The 15,956-nt window shown below is 70.4% G+C and carries 18 protein-coding genes; 7 read left to right on the top strand and 11 right to left on the bottom strand.

Annotation, left to right across the window (positions count from 1 at the left end; all coding sequences use genetic code 11):
* Nucleotides 1-752 (bottom strand): alpha/beta hydrolase (locus AC1D2H_RS29140; protein WP_478013320.1); only part of this gene is annotated, 752 nt, incomplete at its 3' end.
* 373 nt (nucleotides 753-1,125) lie between these two features.
* Here AC1D2H_RS29140 and AC1D2H_RS29135 point away from each other — a divergent pair.
* Entirely contained in the window at nucleotides 1,126-2,382 is a 1,257-nt protein-coding gene (locus tag AC1D2H_RS29135) for a D-alanyl-D-alanine carboxypeptidase family protein (protein WP_478013319.1), read from the top strand.
* A 125-nt stretch (nucleotides 2,383-2,507) separates the two neighbouring features.
* Here AC1D2H_RS29135 and AC1D2H_RS29130 read toward each other — a convergent pair whose 3' ends face one another.
* Nucleotides 2,508-2,771, bottom strand: a complete 264-nt coding sequence (locus AC1D2H_RS29130; RefSeq protein WP_478013318.1) for a helix-turn-helix domain-containing protein — start codon at nucleotides 2,769-2,771, stop codon at nucleotides 2,508-2,510.
* A 102-nt stretch (nucleotides 2,772-2,873) separates the two neighbouring features.
* Nucleotides 2,874-3,659 carry a ThuA domain-containing protein gene (locus AC1D2H_RS29125; RefSeq protein ID WP_478013317.1) on the bottom strand — a complete coding sequence of 262 codons (786 nt, stop codon included), beginning with the start codon at nucleotides 3,657-3,659 and terminating at the stop codon, nucleotides 2,874-2,876.
* Between the two features lie 127 nt (nucleotides 3,660-3,786).
* Between AC1D2H_RS29125 and AC1D2H_RS29120 the strand changes: the two genes are divergently transcribed.
* A complete protein-coding gene (locus AC1D2H_RS29120) occupies nucleotides 3,787-4,662 on the top strand; it encodes a GNAT family N-acetyltransferase (protein WP_478013316.1) in 876 nt (291 codons plus the stop codon).
* On the opposite strand, the gene AC1D2H_RS29115 is transcribed toward AC1D2H_RS29120, so the two are convergent.
* Together AC1D2H_RS29115 and AC1D2H_RS29110 are read right to left on the bottom strand one after the other, a co-directional pair.
* A complete protein-coding gene (locus AC1D2H_RS29115) occupies nucleotides 4,628-5,503 on the bottom strand; it encodes an alpha/beta hydrolase family protein (protein ID WP_478013315.1) in 876 nt (291 codons plus the stop codon). The genes AC1D2H_RS29120 and AC1D2H_RS29115 overlap by 35 nt on opposite strands.
* 58 nt (nucleotides 5,504-5,561) lie before the next feature.
* Nucleotides 5,562-6,512, bottom strand: a complete 951-nt coding sequence (locus AC1D2H_RS29110; RefSeq protein ID WP_478013314.1) for a DMT family transporter — start codon at nucleotides 6,510-6,512, stop codon at nucleotides 5,562-5,564.
* A gap of 133 nt (nucleotides 6,513-6,645) precedes the next feature.
* On the opposite strand from AC1D2H_RS29110, the gene AC1D2H_RS29105 reads away from it, so the two are divergent.
* Nucleotides 6,646-7,527, top strand: a complete 882-nt coding sequence (locus AC1D2H_RS29105) for a LysR family transcriptional regulator (RefSeq protein WP_478013313.1) — start codon at nucleotides 6,646-6,648, stop codon at nucleotides 7,525-7,527.
* On the opposite strand, the gene AC1D2H_RS29100 is transcribed toward AC1D2H_RS29105, so the two are convergent.
* A complete protein-coding gene (locus AC1D2H_RS29100; protein WP_478013312.1) occupies nucleotides 7,528-8,550 on the bottom strand; it encodes a hypothetical protein in 1,023 nt (340 codons plus the stop codon).
* A 90-nt stretch (nucleotides 8,551-8,640) separates the two neighbouring features.
* The gene (locus tag AC1D2H_RS29095) at nucleotides 8,641-9,324 is read right to left on the bottom strand and encodes a hypothetical protein (protein WP_478013311.1); all 684 of its coding nucleotides are present in this window, start codon (nucleotides 9,322-9,324) and stop codon (nucleotides 8,641-8,643) included.
* 183 nt (nucleotides 9,325-9,507) lie between these two features.
* On the opposite strand from AC1D2H_RS29095, the gene AC1D2H_RS29090 reads away from it, so the two are divergent.
* Both AC1D2H_RS29090 and eutC read left to right on the top strand, forming a co-directional pair.
* Nucleotides 9,508-10,890 (top strand): ethanolamine ammonia-lyase subunit EutB, encoded by a 1,383-nt coding sequence (locus AC1D2H_RS29090; protein WP_478013310.1) that lies wholly within the window; start codon nucleotides 9,508-9,510, stop codon nucleotides 10,888-10,890.
* A gap of 73 nt (nucleotides 10,891-10,963) precedes the next feature.
* A complete protein-coding gene (gene eutC, locus AC1D2H_RS29085; protein WP_478013309.1) occupies nucleotides 10,964-11,752 on the top strand; it encodes an ethanolamine ammonia-lyase subunit EutC in 789 nt (262 codons plus the stop codon).
* Here the strand turns inward: eutC and AC1D2H_RS29080 are convergent.
* Both AC1D2H_RS29080 and AC1D2H_RS29075 read right to left on the bottom strand, forming a co-directional pair.
* Entirely contained in the window at nucleotides 11,749-11,946 is a 198-nt protein-coding gene (locus AC1D2H_RS29080; RefSeq protein WP_477928864.1) for a hypothetical protein, read from the bottom strand. The genes eutC and AC1D2H_RS29080 overlap by 4 nt on opposite strands.
* A gap of 71 nt (nucleotides 11,947-12,017) precedes the next feature.
* Nucleotides 12,018-12,368 carry a PRC-barrel domain-containing protein gene (locus tag AC1D2H_RS29075; protein WP_477928866.1) on the bottom strand — a complete coding sequence of 117 codons (351 nt, stop codon included), beginning with the start codon at nucleotides 12,366-12,368 and terminating at the stop codon, nucleotides 12,018-12,020.
* A 277-nt stretch (nucleotides 12,369-12,645) separates the two neighbouring features.
* Here AC1D2H_RS29075 and AC1D2H_RS29070 point away from each other — a divergent pair, with 277 nt between their 5' ends.
* A complete protein-coding gene (locus AC1D2H_RS29070) occupies nucleotides 12,646-13,323 on the top strand; it encodes a helix-turn-helix transcriptional regulator (RefSeq protein ID WP_477928868.1) in 678 nt (225 codons plus the stop codon).
* Nucleotides 13,320-13,880 carry a DUF6036 family nucleotidyltransferase gene (locus AC1D2H_RS29065; RefSeq protein ID WP_477928870.1) on the top strand — a complete coding sequence of 187 codons (561 nt, stop codon included), beginning with the start codon at nucleotides 13,320-13,322 and terminating at the stop codon, nucleotides 13,878-13,880. Before AC1D2H_RS29070 ends, AC1D2H_RS29065 begins: the two co-directional genes overlap by 4 nt.
* Here the strand turns inward: AC1D2H_RS29065 and AC1D2H_RS29060 are convergent.
* Together AC1D2H_RS29060 and AC1D2H_RS29055 are read right to left on the bottom strand one after the other, a co-directional pair.
* The gene (locus AC1D2H_RS29060; protein ID WP_477928872.1) at nucleotides 13,877-14,518 is read right to left on the bottom strand and encodes a response regulator; all 642 of its coding nucleotides are present in this window, start codon (nucleotides 14,516-14,518) and stop codon (nucleotides 13,877-13,879) included. The two genes, AC1D2H_RS29065 and AC1D2H_RS29060, sit on opposite strands and share 4 nt — an antisense overlap.
* On the bottom strand, nucleotides 14,493-15,956 hold a 1,464-nt coding region (locus AC1D2H_RS29055), incomplete at its 5' end, for a sensor histidine kinase (RefSeq protein ID WP_478013308.1). The genes AC1D2H_RS29055 and AC1D2H_RS29060, both read right to left, overlap by 26 nt.

The following is a 15,956-nucleotide window of genomic DNA, read 5'->3' as shown; positions in this document are numbered from 1 at the left end:
CCCTGCGTGTGCAGCAGCACCGTGGGCGGGGTGGCGGCCGTGACCTGCTGCTCCAGCGAGGCGAGTACCAGCAGCGCGGGCGCGGGGTTGGCACCGAGCAGCGCGCGGCGCGAGCCGGCGTGGGCGGAGGAGTCGGTCATCGTGATGACGGGGTAGACGAGGACGGCGAAGTCGGGCCGGGCGCTGGCGTTGTCCAGCGCGGCGCCAGTGCGGCCGTCGGCATGGTCGAACAGCGTGCTGGCGCTGGCCGCCAGGTGGCCGCCGGCGGAGCTGCCCATCACGCCGATGCGCTGGGGGTCGACACCGAACTCGGCCGCGCGCGAGCGCACCAGACGCAGCGCGCGCAGCACGTCCTGCAGCGGCGCGGGGTGGCCCCACTCCTGCAGCCGGCTCTTCAGGATGAAGGTGGTGATGCCCAGCGTGCTCAGCCAGGCGGCGTACTGCAGGCCCTCGCGCTGCCACGACAGGTAGCGGTAGCCGCCGCCCGGGCACAGGATGACGGCCGTGCCGTTGGGTCTGTCCACGGCGGGCGGCACGACGGTGAGCGTGGGCACCGACACGTTGGCGATGGCGCCGTTCGCGTCCACGCTCTCGGGGCCGAGGTCGCCGCGCGCTGCTGGCGCATCCGGCCGCACGGCGGCGGGCACGCCCTCGGGCCAGAGCGGCAGCACGGTCGGCGTGGGCGCGGCCCGGCTGAGCGGCGGCAGCAGGGTCAACAACCAGGGCGACAGGATCAGTGGGCGGCGCTGCATGCGTTCGGCGGGCCGGTGCTCGGGCCCTTCAGAGGCGTTGCGGTGCAGTTTGCCCGTGGAGGGCGCTCACGGCGGTGAGTGATTGCGGCAGCCCGGTCACCCACCGGAAGTGGCCCCGCAGGCCGGGTGCAGTTGTAGAGATTCGTGAGATCGCCGTCGCCGGCCCGGCGGGTGCACGGTCAAGCGGCCACAATTGGGCCCCGAATCGCCTGGCGCGATCTCGTGACCAGGGCATCCCGGGCGCGGTTCCGCCGTCCCTGGCCCGTCCAGCGGATGGCAAACCCTGGGTGCGCATCGCGCCAGCACACAAACTGCCCGTCTCTGAGCGCCCGTCTCTGAGCCATCTACCGGCTTCTTCAGCAAGCATCTCTCCATGCCCCGCACCCTGCGCATTACCCCTCTGCTCCCTTCCCTTCTTGCCAGCGCGATCCTGATCGGCATGGCCGGGGCCGCCAGCGGCGCGGCGCATGCCAAGTCCAAGCCCCACGCGGCTGCAGCCCGCAAGGCCAAGGCCGCCCCCGCCGAGCAGGCGATGACGACCGACGCCAGCGGGCAGTCGGTGCCGGTGCTCGAGAACAAGGCGTGGGTGCTGATGGACTACAACACGGGCCAGCTGCTCGCGTCGTCCAACCCGGACGAGCCGCTGCCGCCCGCGTCGCTGACCAAGATGATGACCAGCTATCTGGTGGAGCAGGGCCTGAAGAACGGCAAGCTCAAGCCCGACGAGATGGTCACCATGAGCGAAAGCGCCTGGTGCCGCGGCGGCAAGGACGGCGACAGCTGCATGTTCGTGCCGCTCAACGAGAAGGCCTCCTTGATGGACATGCTGCGCGGCGTGGTCATCGCCAGCGGCAACGACGCCTCCAAAGCGCTGGCCGAACACGTCGGCGGCTCGGAGGCCGGCTTCGTCACGCTGATGAATGCCGAAGCCGCCAAGCTCGGCATGACGAAGACGCACTTCGCGAACGCGGCCGGCCTGCCCGACCCCAACAACAAGGCCTCGGCGAAGGACCTGGCCGTGCTGGCCGCGGCCATCATCCGCAACAGCGCCGAGTACTACCCGATCTACGCCGAGCGCGAGTTCACGTACAACAAGATCAAGCAGGGCAACCGCAATGCGCTGCTTTACACCGACCCGACCGTCGACGGGCTCAAGACGGGGCACACGGACGACGCCGGCTATTGCCTGACCGCCTCGTCCAAGCGCAATGGCATGCGCCTGATCTCCGTCATCATGAACGCGAACAGCAAGCAGGCCCGCGCCGACCAGACCCGGGTGTTGTTCAACTGGGGTTACGCCAACTTCGAGGAGGCGACGCCGGCGCAGCCGGGCGTGGCGCTGGCCAACGCCAAGGTGGTGTACGGCGTGGCGCCCGAGGTGGCGGCGGGCATGGCCAAGCCGTGGACGCTGGTGGTGCCCAAGGGCCAGGCCGCCGCAGTGAAGACCGAGGTGACGCTGAACCCGGGCCTCGAGGCACCCATCGCCAAGGGCGCCGTGATCGGCAAGCTGGTCGCGGTGGCCAACGGCAAGGCGCTCGGCGAGGTGCCGGTCGTCGCGCTGGCCGACGTGGAGCGCGCCGGCTTCTTCCTGCGCATCAAGCAGCGCATCGTCGGCTGGTTCTCGAAGTAACGCGTAGCCCAGGTACCGCGCCTCGCGGTACATCTCGAATTTGTGCCCCGGCGCTGTGAGCGAGCGGCGCACCATGCCGCCCAGAAGGTAAGCGCCTTGGCATGCGAGGAGGGGCGCCAGCCATGTCACCACTGCGCCGGCGTGGCGTCTGCGGGAGGGCTGGCGGCACTGTCGGCATTGGCTATGAAGATTTCCAAACCCAGTGCCTGGGTCAGCTCGAACATGCGCTGCACACTCAGCGCGCCCAGGTCCGATTCCAATTCAGAGAAGCGGTTGGCGCTCAGGCCTATCCGCGCGGCCAATTCGCCCTGGGTGAGCCGACGCGCCTTGCGGGTGGTCTTAAGCAGCACGGCAAGTTGCTCGAGCGAGTAGATAAGGCGTTGCGTCATGGGGCGATCTCGATCTGGCCGGTTTTGCGTCGTATCGATTTAGTCGATGTAAGCCAAATATCGACTTGGCCGATAAAGCGTAAATATCGGCTGGGTCGACTTTCAGGGTTTGGGTGAGACGCCCAAACCCGTCGCCGCCCACCACACCCCACCCCACAGGTGATCCAGGTACCGCGGATCCTTGTACACCTCGACGTTGTGCCCCAGCGCCGTGACGAACACGCGGCCGTTCTCGTAGGGGTGCCACCAGCTCACCGGGTGGTCGGCGCCCATGCCTTTGGCAACCTGGCCGGGCCAGATCTTGGTGGGGTCGTACGTGCGCTCGTCCACGGCCAGCACGGGGTTGATCTTCACGCCGTGCGGGTTGCTGAACTCGTACCACTCGTCGCTCCAGATCCAGCGGTCCGGCAGGCCGAAGGTGGCGGGGTGGCTGGCGTCGGCCTTGGTGACGACGGCCGTCTGCAGCATGGGGTGGATGACGAAGGAGCGGCCCACCAGCTTCTCGTACCAGGGCCACAGGCCCGGCTTGCTGATGATGGCGCGGTGCACGACGACGGCGTTGCCGCCGGCCTTCATGTAGCGCTCCAGGCCGGCGCGCTGGGCCTCGTTGAATTCCTCGCCCGAGCTGTTCAGCAGCACGACCGCCGCGTACTTGCTCAGGTCGCCCTCGAAGGCGCCGGGCTGGGCCGTCCAGGTCAACTCGAAGGCGTGCAGCTTGGCGAGCTTCTCGAAGCTGTCCCGCGCGATCGGGATGTACTCGTAGTGGTACTTGGTGGGCATGGCCAGCACCAGCAGCGAGAACTGGCCGTCGCCGGCCTGGGCGGGCACCGAAGCCGTGGCAACGGTGGCGGCCACGGCGAGGGTCTGCAGCGTCTTCTTCATGATCATGTTGCGGCCGATTCTTCCACCGGGGAGTTACGGGCGGCGCTCAAGCTATTGAGCAAGGTCCGCATGACTTTGAGGCCGAAGGCAAGGCATGGCCAGAATGCCCGGGCCGTTCGCGCTCGATGCTCCCATGACCACCTTCTCCCTCGTTCCCACCGACCAGCTCGCCCCCGAGGCCCTGCACGCGGCTTTTGTGCGAGCCTTTGCCGACTATCTGATCGGCCCCTTCAACCTGGCCTTGGACCAATGGCCGGGCTTTGTGCTGCGCCAGGGCGTGGACCTGGGCCTGGGGCGTGCGGCGGTCAGTTCCGACGGCAGCGTGCTCGCCTTCGCGCTGGTGGCGCCGCGGCCGGCGCTCCAGCGGTGGCGGCTGGGCACCATGGGCGCGGTGCCGGAGGCGCGCGGCAGCGGCGCGGCGGTGCAGTTGCTGGAGGACTTCGTGCAGCGAGGCCGCGAGGCCGGCTTGAAGGCGGTGGAGCTGGAGGTGTTCGTGCAGAACGAGCGCGCCGCCCGCCTGTACCGCCGCCATGGCTTCGTGGAGCGGCATGCCTTGCACGGCTACCAGCGCATGGCCGAAGCCGGCGAGGCCCGCCCGCCGTTGGCCGAACTGGCCTGCACCCCCGCCGAGGCGCTGGCTTGGCTGCGCGAGGCGGAGGGAACCATAGTCGACCTGCCGCTGCAGGTGTGCGCCGATGTCGTGGGCGTGCTGACGGTGCCCTGGACAGCCTGGCGGCGCGGCAGCGCGCAACTGGTGTTCACGGGCGACCAGGAGGAGGGCGTCATCGTGCGCTCGCTGATCGACAAAAGCAGCGACCGCAACCCTGCCCAGCAGGACGCCGAGACCCTGATGCAGGCGCTGCTGGCGGCCTACCCCGGCGCCAAGGTCAGCGTGCCGGCCCTGCAGCGCGGCGACCTGGGCGGCGAGGCGCTGCTGCGCTGCGGCTTTGCCGTGGAAGCGCTGCACCAGGCCATCATGCGGCTGGATCTGGCGCCGGCTCTTCCGTAAGCAGCCAGCCACCCAGCCGCTGCATCGCCGCGGGCGTGCGCGCCAGGCTGCGGTGGTTGGTGCCGGCGAACTGGTGCACGGTGACGGCCGCGCCGGCGCGCTGCAGGGCCTGCACGAGGGTGTGCGAATGCGCCAGCGGCACCTGGTTGTCGCGTTCGGCCAGCAGCACCAGCACATCGCCGCCCTTCACCGCCCGCGCGGCGGCGACGCTGTCCAGCGGTGAGCGCAGCCAGGGCGTCAGCGGTGCGATCAGCAGGTTGCGCCGCAGCACCGCGCGCAGGCTCTTCAGCGGGCTGATCAGCGCGACGCTGGCCACCGGCCGGCCCGCCGCAGCCAAGCGAGCGGCGAGCTGCATGGCCACGCCGGTGCCCAGGCTGCGGCCGGCCAGGTGCAGGGCGCCGGGCGGCAGATCCAGCCGGGCCAGCCCCCAGGCCGCGGCGGCTTCGGCATCGGCCACGCAGGCGGCCTCGCTGGGCCAGCCGCCGCTCTCGCCGAGGCTGCGGTAGTTGAAGGCCAGCAGCGCGCAGTCGTCGGGCAGCCAGCCGGCGAGGTCGGGCGTCCAGGCGACGTGCTCGTTGCGCCCGCCAAACCACAGCAGCAGGCGGCGCGGTGGCGGCGCATCGAGCGGCAAGGTCAGCCAGCCCTGCAGGCGCACGCCGCCGGGCCGCTCCAGCCAGACGGCCTCGGCGCGGCGCCGCGCGGCGGCGGGGCCGGGGTCGGTGCGGCGGATGACCCAGGTGCGGCCGAACAGCAATTTGCCCTGCAGGGCGGTGATGGCGGCCGCCAGCGCGGCACCGGCGAGCAGGGCCCAGGCCCAGGGTGGAAGGTTGGTGAGCAGCATGGGCGTCGGCGGGTTGAACCGCCGAGCCTAGGCCGCGGGCATGACAGGGCTGTGAGCCTCAGCGCGTGCAGGGCACCGTGCCGAGCGAGCGCGGAGCCACCATCGGCGCGGCCTTGGGCGTCCAGACCGTCAGCGCCAGGCCCAGGCCGACGAGGGCGGCGCCGGCGATCTCGTTGGCATGCGGTGCCTCGCCGAGCACGGCCCGCACGGCGATGACGGACACCGGCACCATGTTCAGGAACAGCGTGCCCATGGGCGCGCCGAGCTGCTTGACGCCGGCGTTGAAGGCCAGCACGCCCAGCACGGTGGGGATGAGGGCGATGTAGACGAGCTTCGGCGCCAGGCCCAGCACCAGTTCGGGTGACGGGGCGGGAGCCCAGCCCACGAGGGTGGCCAGCACTGCGGCCACGGCCAGCCAGGGCAGGGCGCCGATCGCCGTCAAGGCGGCGTACTCCAGCGGGCTGTGGTCGGGCAGCTTGGCCATGGAGCGCGTGTAGAACACCCAGCCCAGCGTGCCGGCCAGCGTGATGGCGTCGCCCAGCAGCATGCGGGAGCTGACTTCGCCAGCCTGGCCGATGAGGTTGGCCACGGTGGCCACACCAGCCAGTGCGAGGGCGGCGCCGGCCACGGCGCGCAGCGGCGGGCGTTGGCCGTCCAGCAGCCAGCGCAGGCCCAGCGTCGTGAAGGGCATGGTGGCCATGATGACGGAGCCGTGCGACGGCAGCGACAGGCGCAGCCCGTGGAAGACCATGATGCTGAACACGCCATAGCCGGCCAGGCCGACGAGGCTGTGGCGCAGCGCGTGGCGGCGCAGCTTGGCCCAGGGCTCACTGCCGGCAAAGTGCACCAGCAGGGCCAGCACGCTGGTGGCGAGGACGTAGCGCACCAGCGTGAACCAGACCGGATCAAGCTGGGCGACGACGGGCTTGCCGATCAGGAAGAGGCTGCCCCAGGCCGAGGTGGCGAGCAGCAGGGCGACGATGGCGCGGGGGTTGGAGTTGGCAGTCATGGAGTTGCTCCAGACGGATTTCGATGGGAATCAGTCTGGGCGCCGCGCGCGAAACCATCCATTCGTTTCGGCCGACCGCCCCGTTCGGAAAAACCGCAAGCGCCCCACGGCAGCTGTGCCCAGAATGCAGGCCATGGAGATCTACCAGCTCAAGACCTTTGTCGCCGTGGCCACCGAGGGCAATCTGACGCGGGCGGCCGAGCGCGTGTTCACCAGCCCGCCGGCGGTCAGCGCCCAGCTGAAGGCGCTGGAGGACGAGTTCGGCGTGAAGCTGTTCGAGCGCAGCGCGCGCGGCATGGCGCTGACGCCCGCCGGCGAGCGCCTGCTGGCCGAGGCGCGGCGCACACTCTCGGCCGCCCAGGGCATGCAGGCCGCGGCCGCGCAGATCCGTGGCGAGGCGCGTGGCCAGGTGCGCATGGGCACGGTCAGCGACGCGGTGGCCCTGCGCCTGGGCGAGGTGTTCGTGCACCTGGCCGAGCACCACCCGGGGGTGCAGCTGCAACTGCAGCAGCTGGTGTCGCTGCGCGCGATTGCCGCCGTGCGCAAGGGCGAGCTGGACTGCGCCTGCGTGCTGCACGAGCACGCCGAGATCGAAGGCCTGGAGCTGCGGCGCCTGCAGGCCTGCGAGATCGTGCCCGTGGTGCCGCAGCGCCTGCTGCTGAGCGGCGGCCTGCCGCCCGACCTGGCCGGCCTGGCCGCCCTGCCCTGGGTGACGACGCCGCCCGACTGCGGCCTGCGCATCCACCAGGAACGCCTCTTCACCCAGGCCGGTGCCGTGCTGGAGGTGGGCTTGCAGGCCGACACCGAGGTGGCCGTGCGCGGCATGGTGGCCGCGGGCATGGGCGCCGGCATGGTCAGGCGCGACCAGGCCGTGCTGATGGAGACCGCCGGCCAGGCCCGCATCTGGCCGGGCTGGGCCGCGCCGACGTGGTTCTGCTGGATCAGCAGCCCGGCGGCCATGGCCGCACCGGCCGTGGCGGCGGTGCGGGATGCGGTGGCGCAGACCTGGGTCTGATCAGGTCCCGCGCAGCTGGGCCACGGCGGCTTCGAACTGCTGGGCCGCCTGCTTCAGCTTGTCGAGCTCATCGTTGGCCCGCGCCAGGGTCTTCTGGGCGGCTTCGCGCGCCGCGGCTTCGCCACCGGCCGGTGCCGCGGTGATGGCGCCGATGCGGGTCTGGGCTTCCGTCAGTGCGCGGGCCAATTGGTCGCGCAAGGCGTCCAGGCCGTCCGACTGCTTCTGCGCGGCGTCGAGCAGCTCCTTCCTGGCGGGCTCGATGTCACCCTGTGCGTTGCGCAGCCCGTCCAGGGTCTCGCGATCGCTCTTGATGTGAGCTTCCAGGCCGTCACGCTCGGTCGTCAAAGCCGCCTGCTGCCGCTGCAGGGCGGGGTCGGCTGGCGGCGTGCCGCCATCGGCCCGCCCGCGCATGCCGTCGCCGGCGCTCTTGCTGCCGAAGTAGAAGCCGACGACCGTGGTGAGCAAGGTGATGATGGCGGTGAGCAGTTGCTTCTGGGCGTCCACGGCCTCCGCCGGCCGGCCGGGCTTCACCGCATACAGATTGAGCTTGGCATTGGCGCCGGGGTCGGTGCCCGACGCCACGCGGCCAGGTGACACGACGACGGGCAACACGGACGGCACCTCCTTGTAGCGCGCCAGTTCGTCAGCCAGCCTCGCCGCCGCCACCTCGGTCTGCTCGAAGGGCTTGTCGCCCAGGCGGGATTGACTGGCCTGGTTCTCGGGGTCGCCAAAGAACTTGAGGCCGAACACGGCGAACAGCACCATCACACCGACAGCCAGCAGCGTGCGCACCGAGCCCGACGGCAGGCCAAAGGCCTCGCTGGGATCGTTGAGCTTGAGGCCGCCGAAGACGATGGCCGTCAGCGTCAGCGCGGTGGCCGTCAACACCAGCAGGCCGACAAACCAGAGGGCGGAGTCGCTGCTCCTGTTTGGAAACGTCAACATGAGGGCCAGCACGGCGCAGACCGCCAGCAGGCCGATCACGCCCCATTTGACCCGCCGGGAAATCTTGTCGTCGTCCATGGCCGCCTCGCGCTGTGCAGGAAAGTCCGCCACGCTAGCCGGCATGGCCGCGCGGGGCATCCTCAGGCTTGCGGAGCCCCGCCGCGGCGTTTAGCGGGTGCGGGGCCTGACGCTGGCCACCAGCGCCAGCAAAGCCAGCAGCACCAGCGCCAGGCTGGCCGGCTCGGGCAGCAAGGCCACGCCCTGGCCGCCCAAGTAGAAGCTGCCGCCGCGGTCCCAGTCGTCGAAGGCGGCCTGGGTGGCGAAGCTGAAGTTCAGCGTGATGTCGTAGAGCACGCTGGAGCCAGCGCCAATCTGGCCGAAGTCGAACAGCGGCACGACCCAGTCGGCCTGGGTGGCGATGCCGGCGGCCACGCCGCCCGGCGTCCAGGGATTGCCGATCCAGCTGTCGTTGCCGACGTCGCCGAGCTTCAGGCTGCCGGTCGCGCCGCCGATGCTGAGCTTGACGCCGCCGCCGACGAAGGCCTGGTCGGCGTTGCTCCAAAGCAGGGAAGTGGCGGTGCCGCTGGACTCGTAGCTCCAGGCCCAGCCCAGATACATGCCGAGGTGGGCGGCGCTGGCGCCGGTGTTGGTGGCGACCTGGTCGTGGAAGGTGACCGCGGCGGTGCGGGCGACGGCGTCGGAGGCATAGGTCCAGTTGCTGTCCAGCGTGCTCTGCAGTGCGTTGGATTCGACCCAGGCGGGCGCTGCGCTCGCTGCAGCGGCCACACAGGCCATCAGCCAGCCGGCAAGACCACGACGCAGCCAGGTGGCCAGGGGAGCGGATACCTTCATGAAACCACCTCTTGTTGGAGTGCGGGGCCGGGCATGCAAGTCGCGAGCCCGGTCGGGAAACGCCAACGCCCACAGCCACTTGCACCGGCGCGGTGCGGGCCGCGGCGGCGTGGCGTCAAGTTTCTCGACACCGCGTCACCGCTTGTTCATGCAGCGGCCCCGGCTTTTGCGCACACTCGAGCCATGGGCCATTCGCATACCCTCGCCGGCGAGCGCTTCCAGTTCGCTGATCTGCGCACCCTGCTGGCCCGCGCCAGCCCACGGCGCTCGGGCGACGAGCTGGCCGGCGTGGCGGCTGCCAACGCGCGCGAGCGGGTCGCGGCGCAGCTGGCGCTGGCCGATCTGCCGCTGAAGGACTTTCTGAGCGAAGCCGTCGTGCCCTATGAAAGCGACGAGGTCACGCGGCTCATCGTCGACACGCACGACGCCACTGCCTTCGCACCCATCGCCCACCTGACCGTGGGCGGCCTGCGCGATGCGCTGCTGGCTGAAGGCCTCGAGCCGGCGCAGATTGCCGCCGGCCTGACGCCCGAGATGGTGGCCGCCGTCAGCAAGCTCTGCCGCGTGCAGGACCTGATGCTGATCGCGCGGCGCTGCGAGGTCGTCACGCAGTTCCGCAGCACGCTGGGCCTGCGCGGGCGGCTGGCCACGCGGCTGCAGCCCAACCACCCGACCGACGACGAGGCCGGCATCGCGGCCAGCCTGTTGGACGGCCTGCTGATGGGCGCGGGCGACGCGGTCATCGGCATCAACCCGGCAACGGACAACCTGCCGCAGGTGATGCGCCTGCTGCAAATGCTGGACGCCGTCATCGCCCGCCACGAGATCCCGACGCAGAGCTGCGTGCTCACGCATGTGACGACGACACTGGAAGCCATCCACCGCGGTGCGCCGGTGGACCTGGTGTTCCAGTCCATCGCCGGCACCGAAGGCGCCAACCGCGGCTTCGGCATCACGCTGGCGCTGCTGGAGGAAGCGCAGCAAGCGGCGCTGGCATTGAAGCGCGGTGGGCGGCAGGTGATGTACTTCGAGACCGGCCAGGGCAGCGCCCTGTCCAGCGGTGCCCACCACGGCTGCGACCAGCAGACGCTGGAGTGCCGCGCCTACGCGGTGGCGCGGCGCTTCGAGCCGCTGCTGGTCAACAGCGTCGTCGGTTTCATCGGGCCGGAGTATTTGTTCGACGGCAAGCAGATCCTGCGCGCCGGGCTTGAGGACCACTGCTGCGGCAAGCTGCTGGGCCTGCCGATGGGCGTGGACGTGTGCTTCACCAACCATGCCGAGGCGGACGTGGACGACGTCGACAGCCTGCTGACGCTGCTGTGCGCCAGTGGCTGCAACTACATCATGGGCGTGCCGGGCTCGGACGACATCATGCTGGGCTACCAGAGCACCAGCTTCCACGACGCGCTGGCGATGCGCCGCCTGCTGGGCTTGCGGCCGGCGCCGGAGTTCGAGGCCTGGCTGCAACGGGTGGGCATCTTCGAGGCGGGTGACGTGCCGCGGCTGGCGGACGGATTGCCGGCGCCATTCGCGTCAATGCTGGCGGCGCTGCCGGAGCAGGCATGAGCTCAGCGCCGGGCCGCTCCAAGCAAGCTCGCTCCCGCTTGGCGGGACAGGCCGCAGGCCGAAGGGTGCACCAGTGAGCGTCGCCGAGCAACCCTGGTCCAGTCTGCGCCGCTACACGGCCGCACGCATCGGCCTGGGTCGTGCCGGCGCCAGTGTGCCCACCGCCGCCCACCTCGCCTTCCAGCAGGCCCACGCCGAGGCGCGCGACGCGGTGCACGCGCCGCTGGATGCGCCGGCGCTGCTGGCCGGCCTGCGCGCGCTCGGCGAGGCGCCGCTGCAGGTGCAAAGCCGGGCAGCGGACCGGGCGGTCTATCTGCAGCGGCCCGACCTCGGCCGGCATCTGGCCGACGCCAGCGCCACGGCCCTGGCCGCATTGCAGGCGCCCGAAAGCGATCTGGCCTTCGTGCTGGCCGACGGCCTCTCGGCCCTGGCGTTGCAGCGCCAGGCCTTGCCGCTGTTCACGGCGCTGCGCGAGCGGCTGTTGCAGGTGGGCAGTTGGACCTGGGCGCCGCCCGTGGTGGCGACGCAGGCGCGCGTGGCGCTGGGCGACGAGGTGGGGGCGCTGCTGAAGGCGCGTTGCGTGGTCGTGCTGATCGGCGAGCGCCCGGGCCTGTCGGCACCGGACAGCCTGGGCGTCTATTTCAGCTGGGCGCCGCGCCCGGGCCTGCTGGATGCCGAGCGCAACTGCATTTCCAACGTGCGCCCCGAAGGCCTGGCACCGCACGCAGCTGCGGCCAAGCTGCACGGCCTGCTGCAACAAGCGCGAACACGCCAACTCAGTGGCGTGGGCTTGAAGGACGAGCAGGACGAACGCGCCGTATCGCACGGCGCGTCGCCGCTGATGCGCTTGCTGGGCGGCTAGCGGCCGTGCCGCGGCGTCATGGTGTCGATGCCGGCACCGGGGTCTTCCTCGCCGGCTACCGAGTCATCGAAGGCGCCGTCCTTCACGTCGCGGGCGGGCCGCTGCTTGGCGGTCGGCCTTTCGACGTCGCCGGACTGCGGGGCGGTGGTGGCGGGTTCGGGCGGGATGGGGGGCGAGCGGGTCGGGTCGGGCATGGTGGCCTCCGGGGGTCAATGAAAAGGGGCGGCAGCGCCGCCCCTTCAATCAGCAAACGGCAAGGGCCGGCTTACATCCACCAGGTCGAGCCGTAGTAGTCATAGACCTTGCGGCCGTACTCGTCGTTGTAGGTGGGCGCTTCGTCGTTGGGGTAGCGCGGTGCGCGCTCCAGCTGGGCCTTGTCGACATTGACGACATAGCCGTCCTTGCTGGTGTCGTACTTCAGCTGGTCCCAGGGCAGGGGGTAGCGGTCGGTGCCCATGCCGAGGAAGCCGCCGAACTCCAGCGCGGCGTAGCGGACCTGGCCGGACTTCTTGTCGATGACGAGGTCGTCGATGGAGCCGAGCTTGTCGCCGCTGGGGCTGTAGACCTTGGTGCCTTCGACCTTGGAGGAAGAGATGGTGGGGGTGACGCTGGCCATGATGGAACTCCTGACAGGGTTGAACACGGGTCACGGGGCCGGCCTTGGCCTGCTCCGCCAGGTGCTGTGCACCATGGCTCCAATATGCATGGCGGCGCCTGCCGGCACAGTCGGGCCGGGCGCCCCGGTGCTGTAGGAGTGGACCGACCATGAGGTAACTCGGCGCAGCCCTTGCCGACACCGCAACAGCCAGCCCCAGCAAGCTGAAGGGAATCCATTCGATCAGCTGTCCAACAAAGTAGGCAAATTTGCAAGTTTTGCCTAAAATATTGGACAAATGACCACGACCAGTCTCTCGTTGCTGGACCGCCAGCTGCTGCTGCAACTGAGCGACCGTCTCAAGCGCCTGCGCCAGGAAAAAGGCATTGGCACAGTCGAGATGGCGAGCCGCGTCGGCGTTTCTCGCTCCACGCTCAGCGCGGTTGAAGCCGGCGACCCAGGCACTGCCATCGGGACGTATCTGCGGGTCATGGCGGTGCTGGGTGTCAGTGGCGAGCTTGCACTGTTGGCCGGCGATGCGCTGCAGCCGGCCTCATCAGGCTCAGCGGCAGCTCGTTCCAAGCGCAGCAAGCCCGTCGTGCAAGTGCTTGTCTCCGCCGACGAGTCCCGCCACCAGATCCAGGACCTCCAAAGCATCGCTCTGCATGCGGAGGCGGTCCGGGCCGTGAAGCGCAGTCCTGCGCTGCTCGACAAGGCCAAGGCGACGCTGCAACTCTGGCTGAGCACCAAGCCCTCTTCTCTCTCCGCGAGCCTGTGGGAGGAGTGGCAACACATTCTTCAAGGCCGCAACTGGCGCAAGGTGCTGGGTCGCACGCGGCGTGCGCAGGAGTTGCGCCAGGCCTCGCCGCTGCCGACCATCCTGCCTGCGGCAGTGCGACAGAAAATACTGGCAGCAGTCAGCGAACTCAAGAGCGGCGTGCGACTTGGGGGCGACCTCGATGGGGAAGCGCCGTGACCCGCGAGGAGCTGGAACACATCATCCGCGCGAGTGCGGACGTGACCGACCAGTACGAATTCATCATCGTGGGAAGCCAGTCCATCCTGGGTGCCGTCCCCAACCCTGACCCGGTCTTCACGGCTTCGGCTGAAGCAGACATCTACCCTCTGCAGGCGCCTGAGCTGGCCGACAAGATCGATGGCGCCATCGGTGAGGGGTCGCAGTTCCACGAACAGAACGGCTACTACGCGCAGGGCGTCGGCCCCGACACGGCGATCCTGCCGGATGGCTGGTTCCAGCGCGTGCATCGAGTTCAGAACAGCAACACCAACGGCCGGGTCGGCTATTGCCTGGACCTGCCGGACCTCTTCATGTCAAAGGCGGCGGCAGGCCGAGACAAGGATCGCGAGTTCTGCATGGCCATGCTCGAGCACCGCTATCTGCAGCCGAACCAAGCCCTGGACCTGGTCCGGCAAATGCCGCTGGATGGCCAGCAGCAACGCAGCCTGCGCGCAACCATCCGCCGCTGGGTCAAGGCACTGCGTGACGCGGGCAACGAAATACCGGAGGGTTAGCTCTCGTCCAGGCTGATCAGCCCCTCACGAATGGCCCATTTGACGAGGCCGGCGATGTCGTTCAAGCCGAGCTTCTTCATCAGCCGGCTGCGGTAGGTGTCCACGGACTTGGGGCTGAGGTGCAGGGCTTCGCCGATGGCGGCGCTGGTGGCGCCCTGGGCCACCATCAGCAGGATCTGGCGCTCGCGCGGCGACAGGCCCTCCTCGTCGGGGGCCGTGCCGGCGCCGGTCAGCATGGAGGCGGCGAACTCGGCCGCCTGCGGGCTCAGGAAGCGCTCGCCGGCGGCCACGGCCTTGACGGCCTGCAACACCTCGGAGCTGGCCGAGCCCTTGAGCAGATAGCCCCAGGCGCCCAGGCGCAGCGCCTCGGCGACGTGGCGGGGCTGGTCGGACATGGTCAGCACGATGACGCGCAGCTGCATGCCGCGCTTGCGCAGCTCATCCAGCAGCTCGAAGCCGGAGCGCTGGCCCAGGCGCAGGTCCAGCAGCACGACGTCGGGCAGCAGGCGGCCGAGGTCGGCCAGGGCGGGCGTGGGGCCGGCGGCCTCGCCGATGACCTCGTGGCCGGCCGTCTCGAGCACGATGCGCAGGCCGTCGCGCATGATGGCGTGGTCATCGATCAGGTAGATGCGGCTCATCGGCGTCGGCCTCGTCGGTGGCGTCCCAGGTCAGTGCAACCATGGTGCCACGGCCGGGGCGGCCGTCAATGTGCAGATCGGCACCGATGGCCAGGGCGCGCTCGCGCATGCCGATGAGGCCGAGATGGCCGGGCCGCCCGGTGCCCGCCTGGAAGCCCTGGCCGTCGTCGCTGATGGCGAGTTCCAGCTGGCCTTCATCGCCCTCCAGGCTCACGGTGATGGCCTGGGCGCCGGCGTGGCGCATGGCGTTCAGCAGCGCCTCGCGGGCGATCATGAAGACGGCGTATTCGATGTCGGCCGGCCAGCGCTGCTGCTGGGCCGCCTCGCTGGCCTGCAGCTCGATGCGCGCCTCGCCCTCGCCGCCCTGGTGCTGGCGGATCTCGTTGTCGATGGCGGCGGCCAGGCCGAGTTCGTCCAGCAGCGGCGGGCGCATCTCGGCCAGCACGCCGCGCACCTGGCGGTTGGCCAGCACGATGAGGTTGGCGATGCGCTCGTCCATGCGCTCGCGCTGCTCGGCAGTGGCGCCGCGCCAGGCTTCCCAGTGCAGGCGCAGCGCGGCCAGGGTCTGGCCGAGTTCGTCGTGCAGGGACTGGGCGAGTCGGCGGCTGGTGCGCTTCTCCTGGTCGAGCAGGCGGCGGTTGAGCTGGGTGAGCTCGTCGCGGGTGACCTCGATGAGGCGGGTCTGGGCGGCGCGCTCGCTGACGTCGCGCAGGATGAGGCCGAAGCGGGCCGAGCCGGTCGTCACGCCCAGCGCGTAGAGCGCGCCCTCGAAGCGGCGTTCGCGGCCATCGGGCGTGCGGCCCAGCACGCGCAACTCGCACCAGCCGTCGATCTGGGCGGCGCCCATCCAGGCGGCGCAGCCGTCGAAGCCGGGCAGCAGCGTGTCCAGCTTGCGGCCCATGGCGTCGGCAGGCGCGTGACCGCTGAGCTGCGCGGCACCGCGGCTCCACTCCAGCACGTGGCCGCCTATGTCCAGCGTCGCGAGCAGAGTGTCCACGGCCGCGTCGGCCAGCGCGCTGTCGAAGACGCGACCCCACGGCGCCAGCAAGCTGCGCGCGGCCCAGAAGCCCGCGGCGGCCAGCAGCAGCGCGGCGGCGATGCCCACCCACAGCATGGAAGAGGTCAGCTGGTACAGCGGGGCGAGGGCCACGTCCTCGCGCTGCAGCACCACGGCCCGCCACGGCAGCAGCGGCGCGTCGCCACGGTCCAGGCCGCGCAGGGCCGATTGGGCCAGCAACCAGGCCTCGCCGTCGTCAGCGCGCCAGCGCTGGGGGTTGGGGTGGGCGGGCAGCAGGCCGGCAGGCACGACGGTGGCCGGCGCCACATTGCGCGCGCCCGGTTCGGTCAGCACCAGGCCGCGCAGGCCCTGGGCTGCGGCGTCGGTGGGCTCGCCCAGGCTGAGCGCCAGTTGCTCGTTGACCCAGTCCAGGCCCAGGTG

The sequence above is a fragment of the Roseateles sp. P1_C1_2 genome, from assembly GCF_056406535.1.
This window is presented reverse-complemented; position numbering and strand designations above follow the sequence as displayed.

What these genes read in the sequence shown, in the direction of transcription:
- AC1D2H_RS29135 (WP_478013319.1), top strand. Translation starts at nt 1,126, where the DNA reads ATGCCCCGCACCCTGCGCATTACCCCTCTGCTCCCTTCCCTTCTTGCC.
- AC1D2H_RS29130 (WP_478013318.1), bottom strand. Translation starts at nt 2,771, where the DNA reads ATGACGCAACGCCTTATCTACTCGCTCGAGCAACTTGCCGTGCTGCTT.
- AC1D2H_RS29125 (WP_478013317.1), bottom strand. Translation starts at nt 3,659, where the DNA reads ATGATCATGAAGAAGACGCTGCAGACCCTCGCCGTGGCCGCCACCGTT.
- AC1D2H_RS29120 (WP_478013316.1), top strand. Translation starts at nt 3,787, where the DNA reads ATGACCACCTTCTCCCTCGTTCCCACCGACCAGCTCGCCCCCGAGGCC.
- AC1D2H_RS29115 (WP_478013315.1), bottom strand. Translation starts at nt 5,503, where the DNA reads ATGCTGCTCACCAACCTTCCACCCTGGGCCTGGGCCCTGCTCGCCGGT.
- AC1D2H_RS29110 (WP_478013314.1), bottom strand. Translation starts at nt 6,512, where the DNA reads ATGACTGCCAACTCCAACCCCCGCGCCATCGTCGCCCTGCTGCTCGCC.
- AC1D2H_RS29105 (WP_478013313.1), top strand. Translation starts at nt 6,646, where the DNA reads ATGGAGATCTACCAGCTCAAGACCTTTGTCGCCGTGGCCACCGAGGGC.
- AC1D2H_RS29100 (WP_478013312.1), bottom strand. Translation starts at nt 8,550, where the DNA reads ATGGACGACGACAAGATTTCCCGGCGGGTCAAATGGGGCGTGATCGGC.
- AC1D2H_RS29095 (WP_478013311.1), bottom strand. Translation starts at nt 9,324, where the DNA reads ATGAAGGTATCCGCTCCCCTGGCCACCTGGCTGCGTCGTGGTCTTGCC.
- AC1D2H_RS29090 (WP_478013310.1), top strand. Translation starts at nt 9,508, where the DNA reads ATGGGCCATTCGCATACCCTCGCCGGCGAGCGCTTCCAGTTCGCTGAT.
- AC1D2H_RS29080 (WP_477928864.1), bottom strand. Translation starts at nt 11,946, where the DNA reads ATGCCCGACCCGACCCGCTCGCCCCCCATCCCGCCCGAACCCGCCACC.
- AC1D2H_RS29075 (WP_477928866.1), bottom strand. Translation starts at nt 12,368, where the DNA reads ATGGCCAGCGTCACCCCCACCATCTCTTCCTCCAAGGTCGAAGGCACC.
- AC1D2H_RS29070 (WP_477928868.1), top strand. Translation starts at nt 12,646, where the DNA reads ATGACCACGACCAGTCTCTCGTTGCTGGACCGCCAGCTGCTGCTGCAA.
- AC1D2H_RS29060 (WP_477928872.1), bottom strand. Translation starts at nt 14,518, where the DNA reads ATGAGCCGCATCTACCTGATCGATGACCACGCCATCATGCGCGACGGC.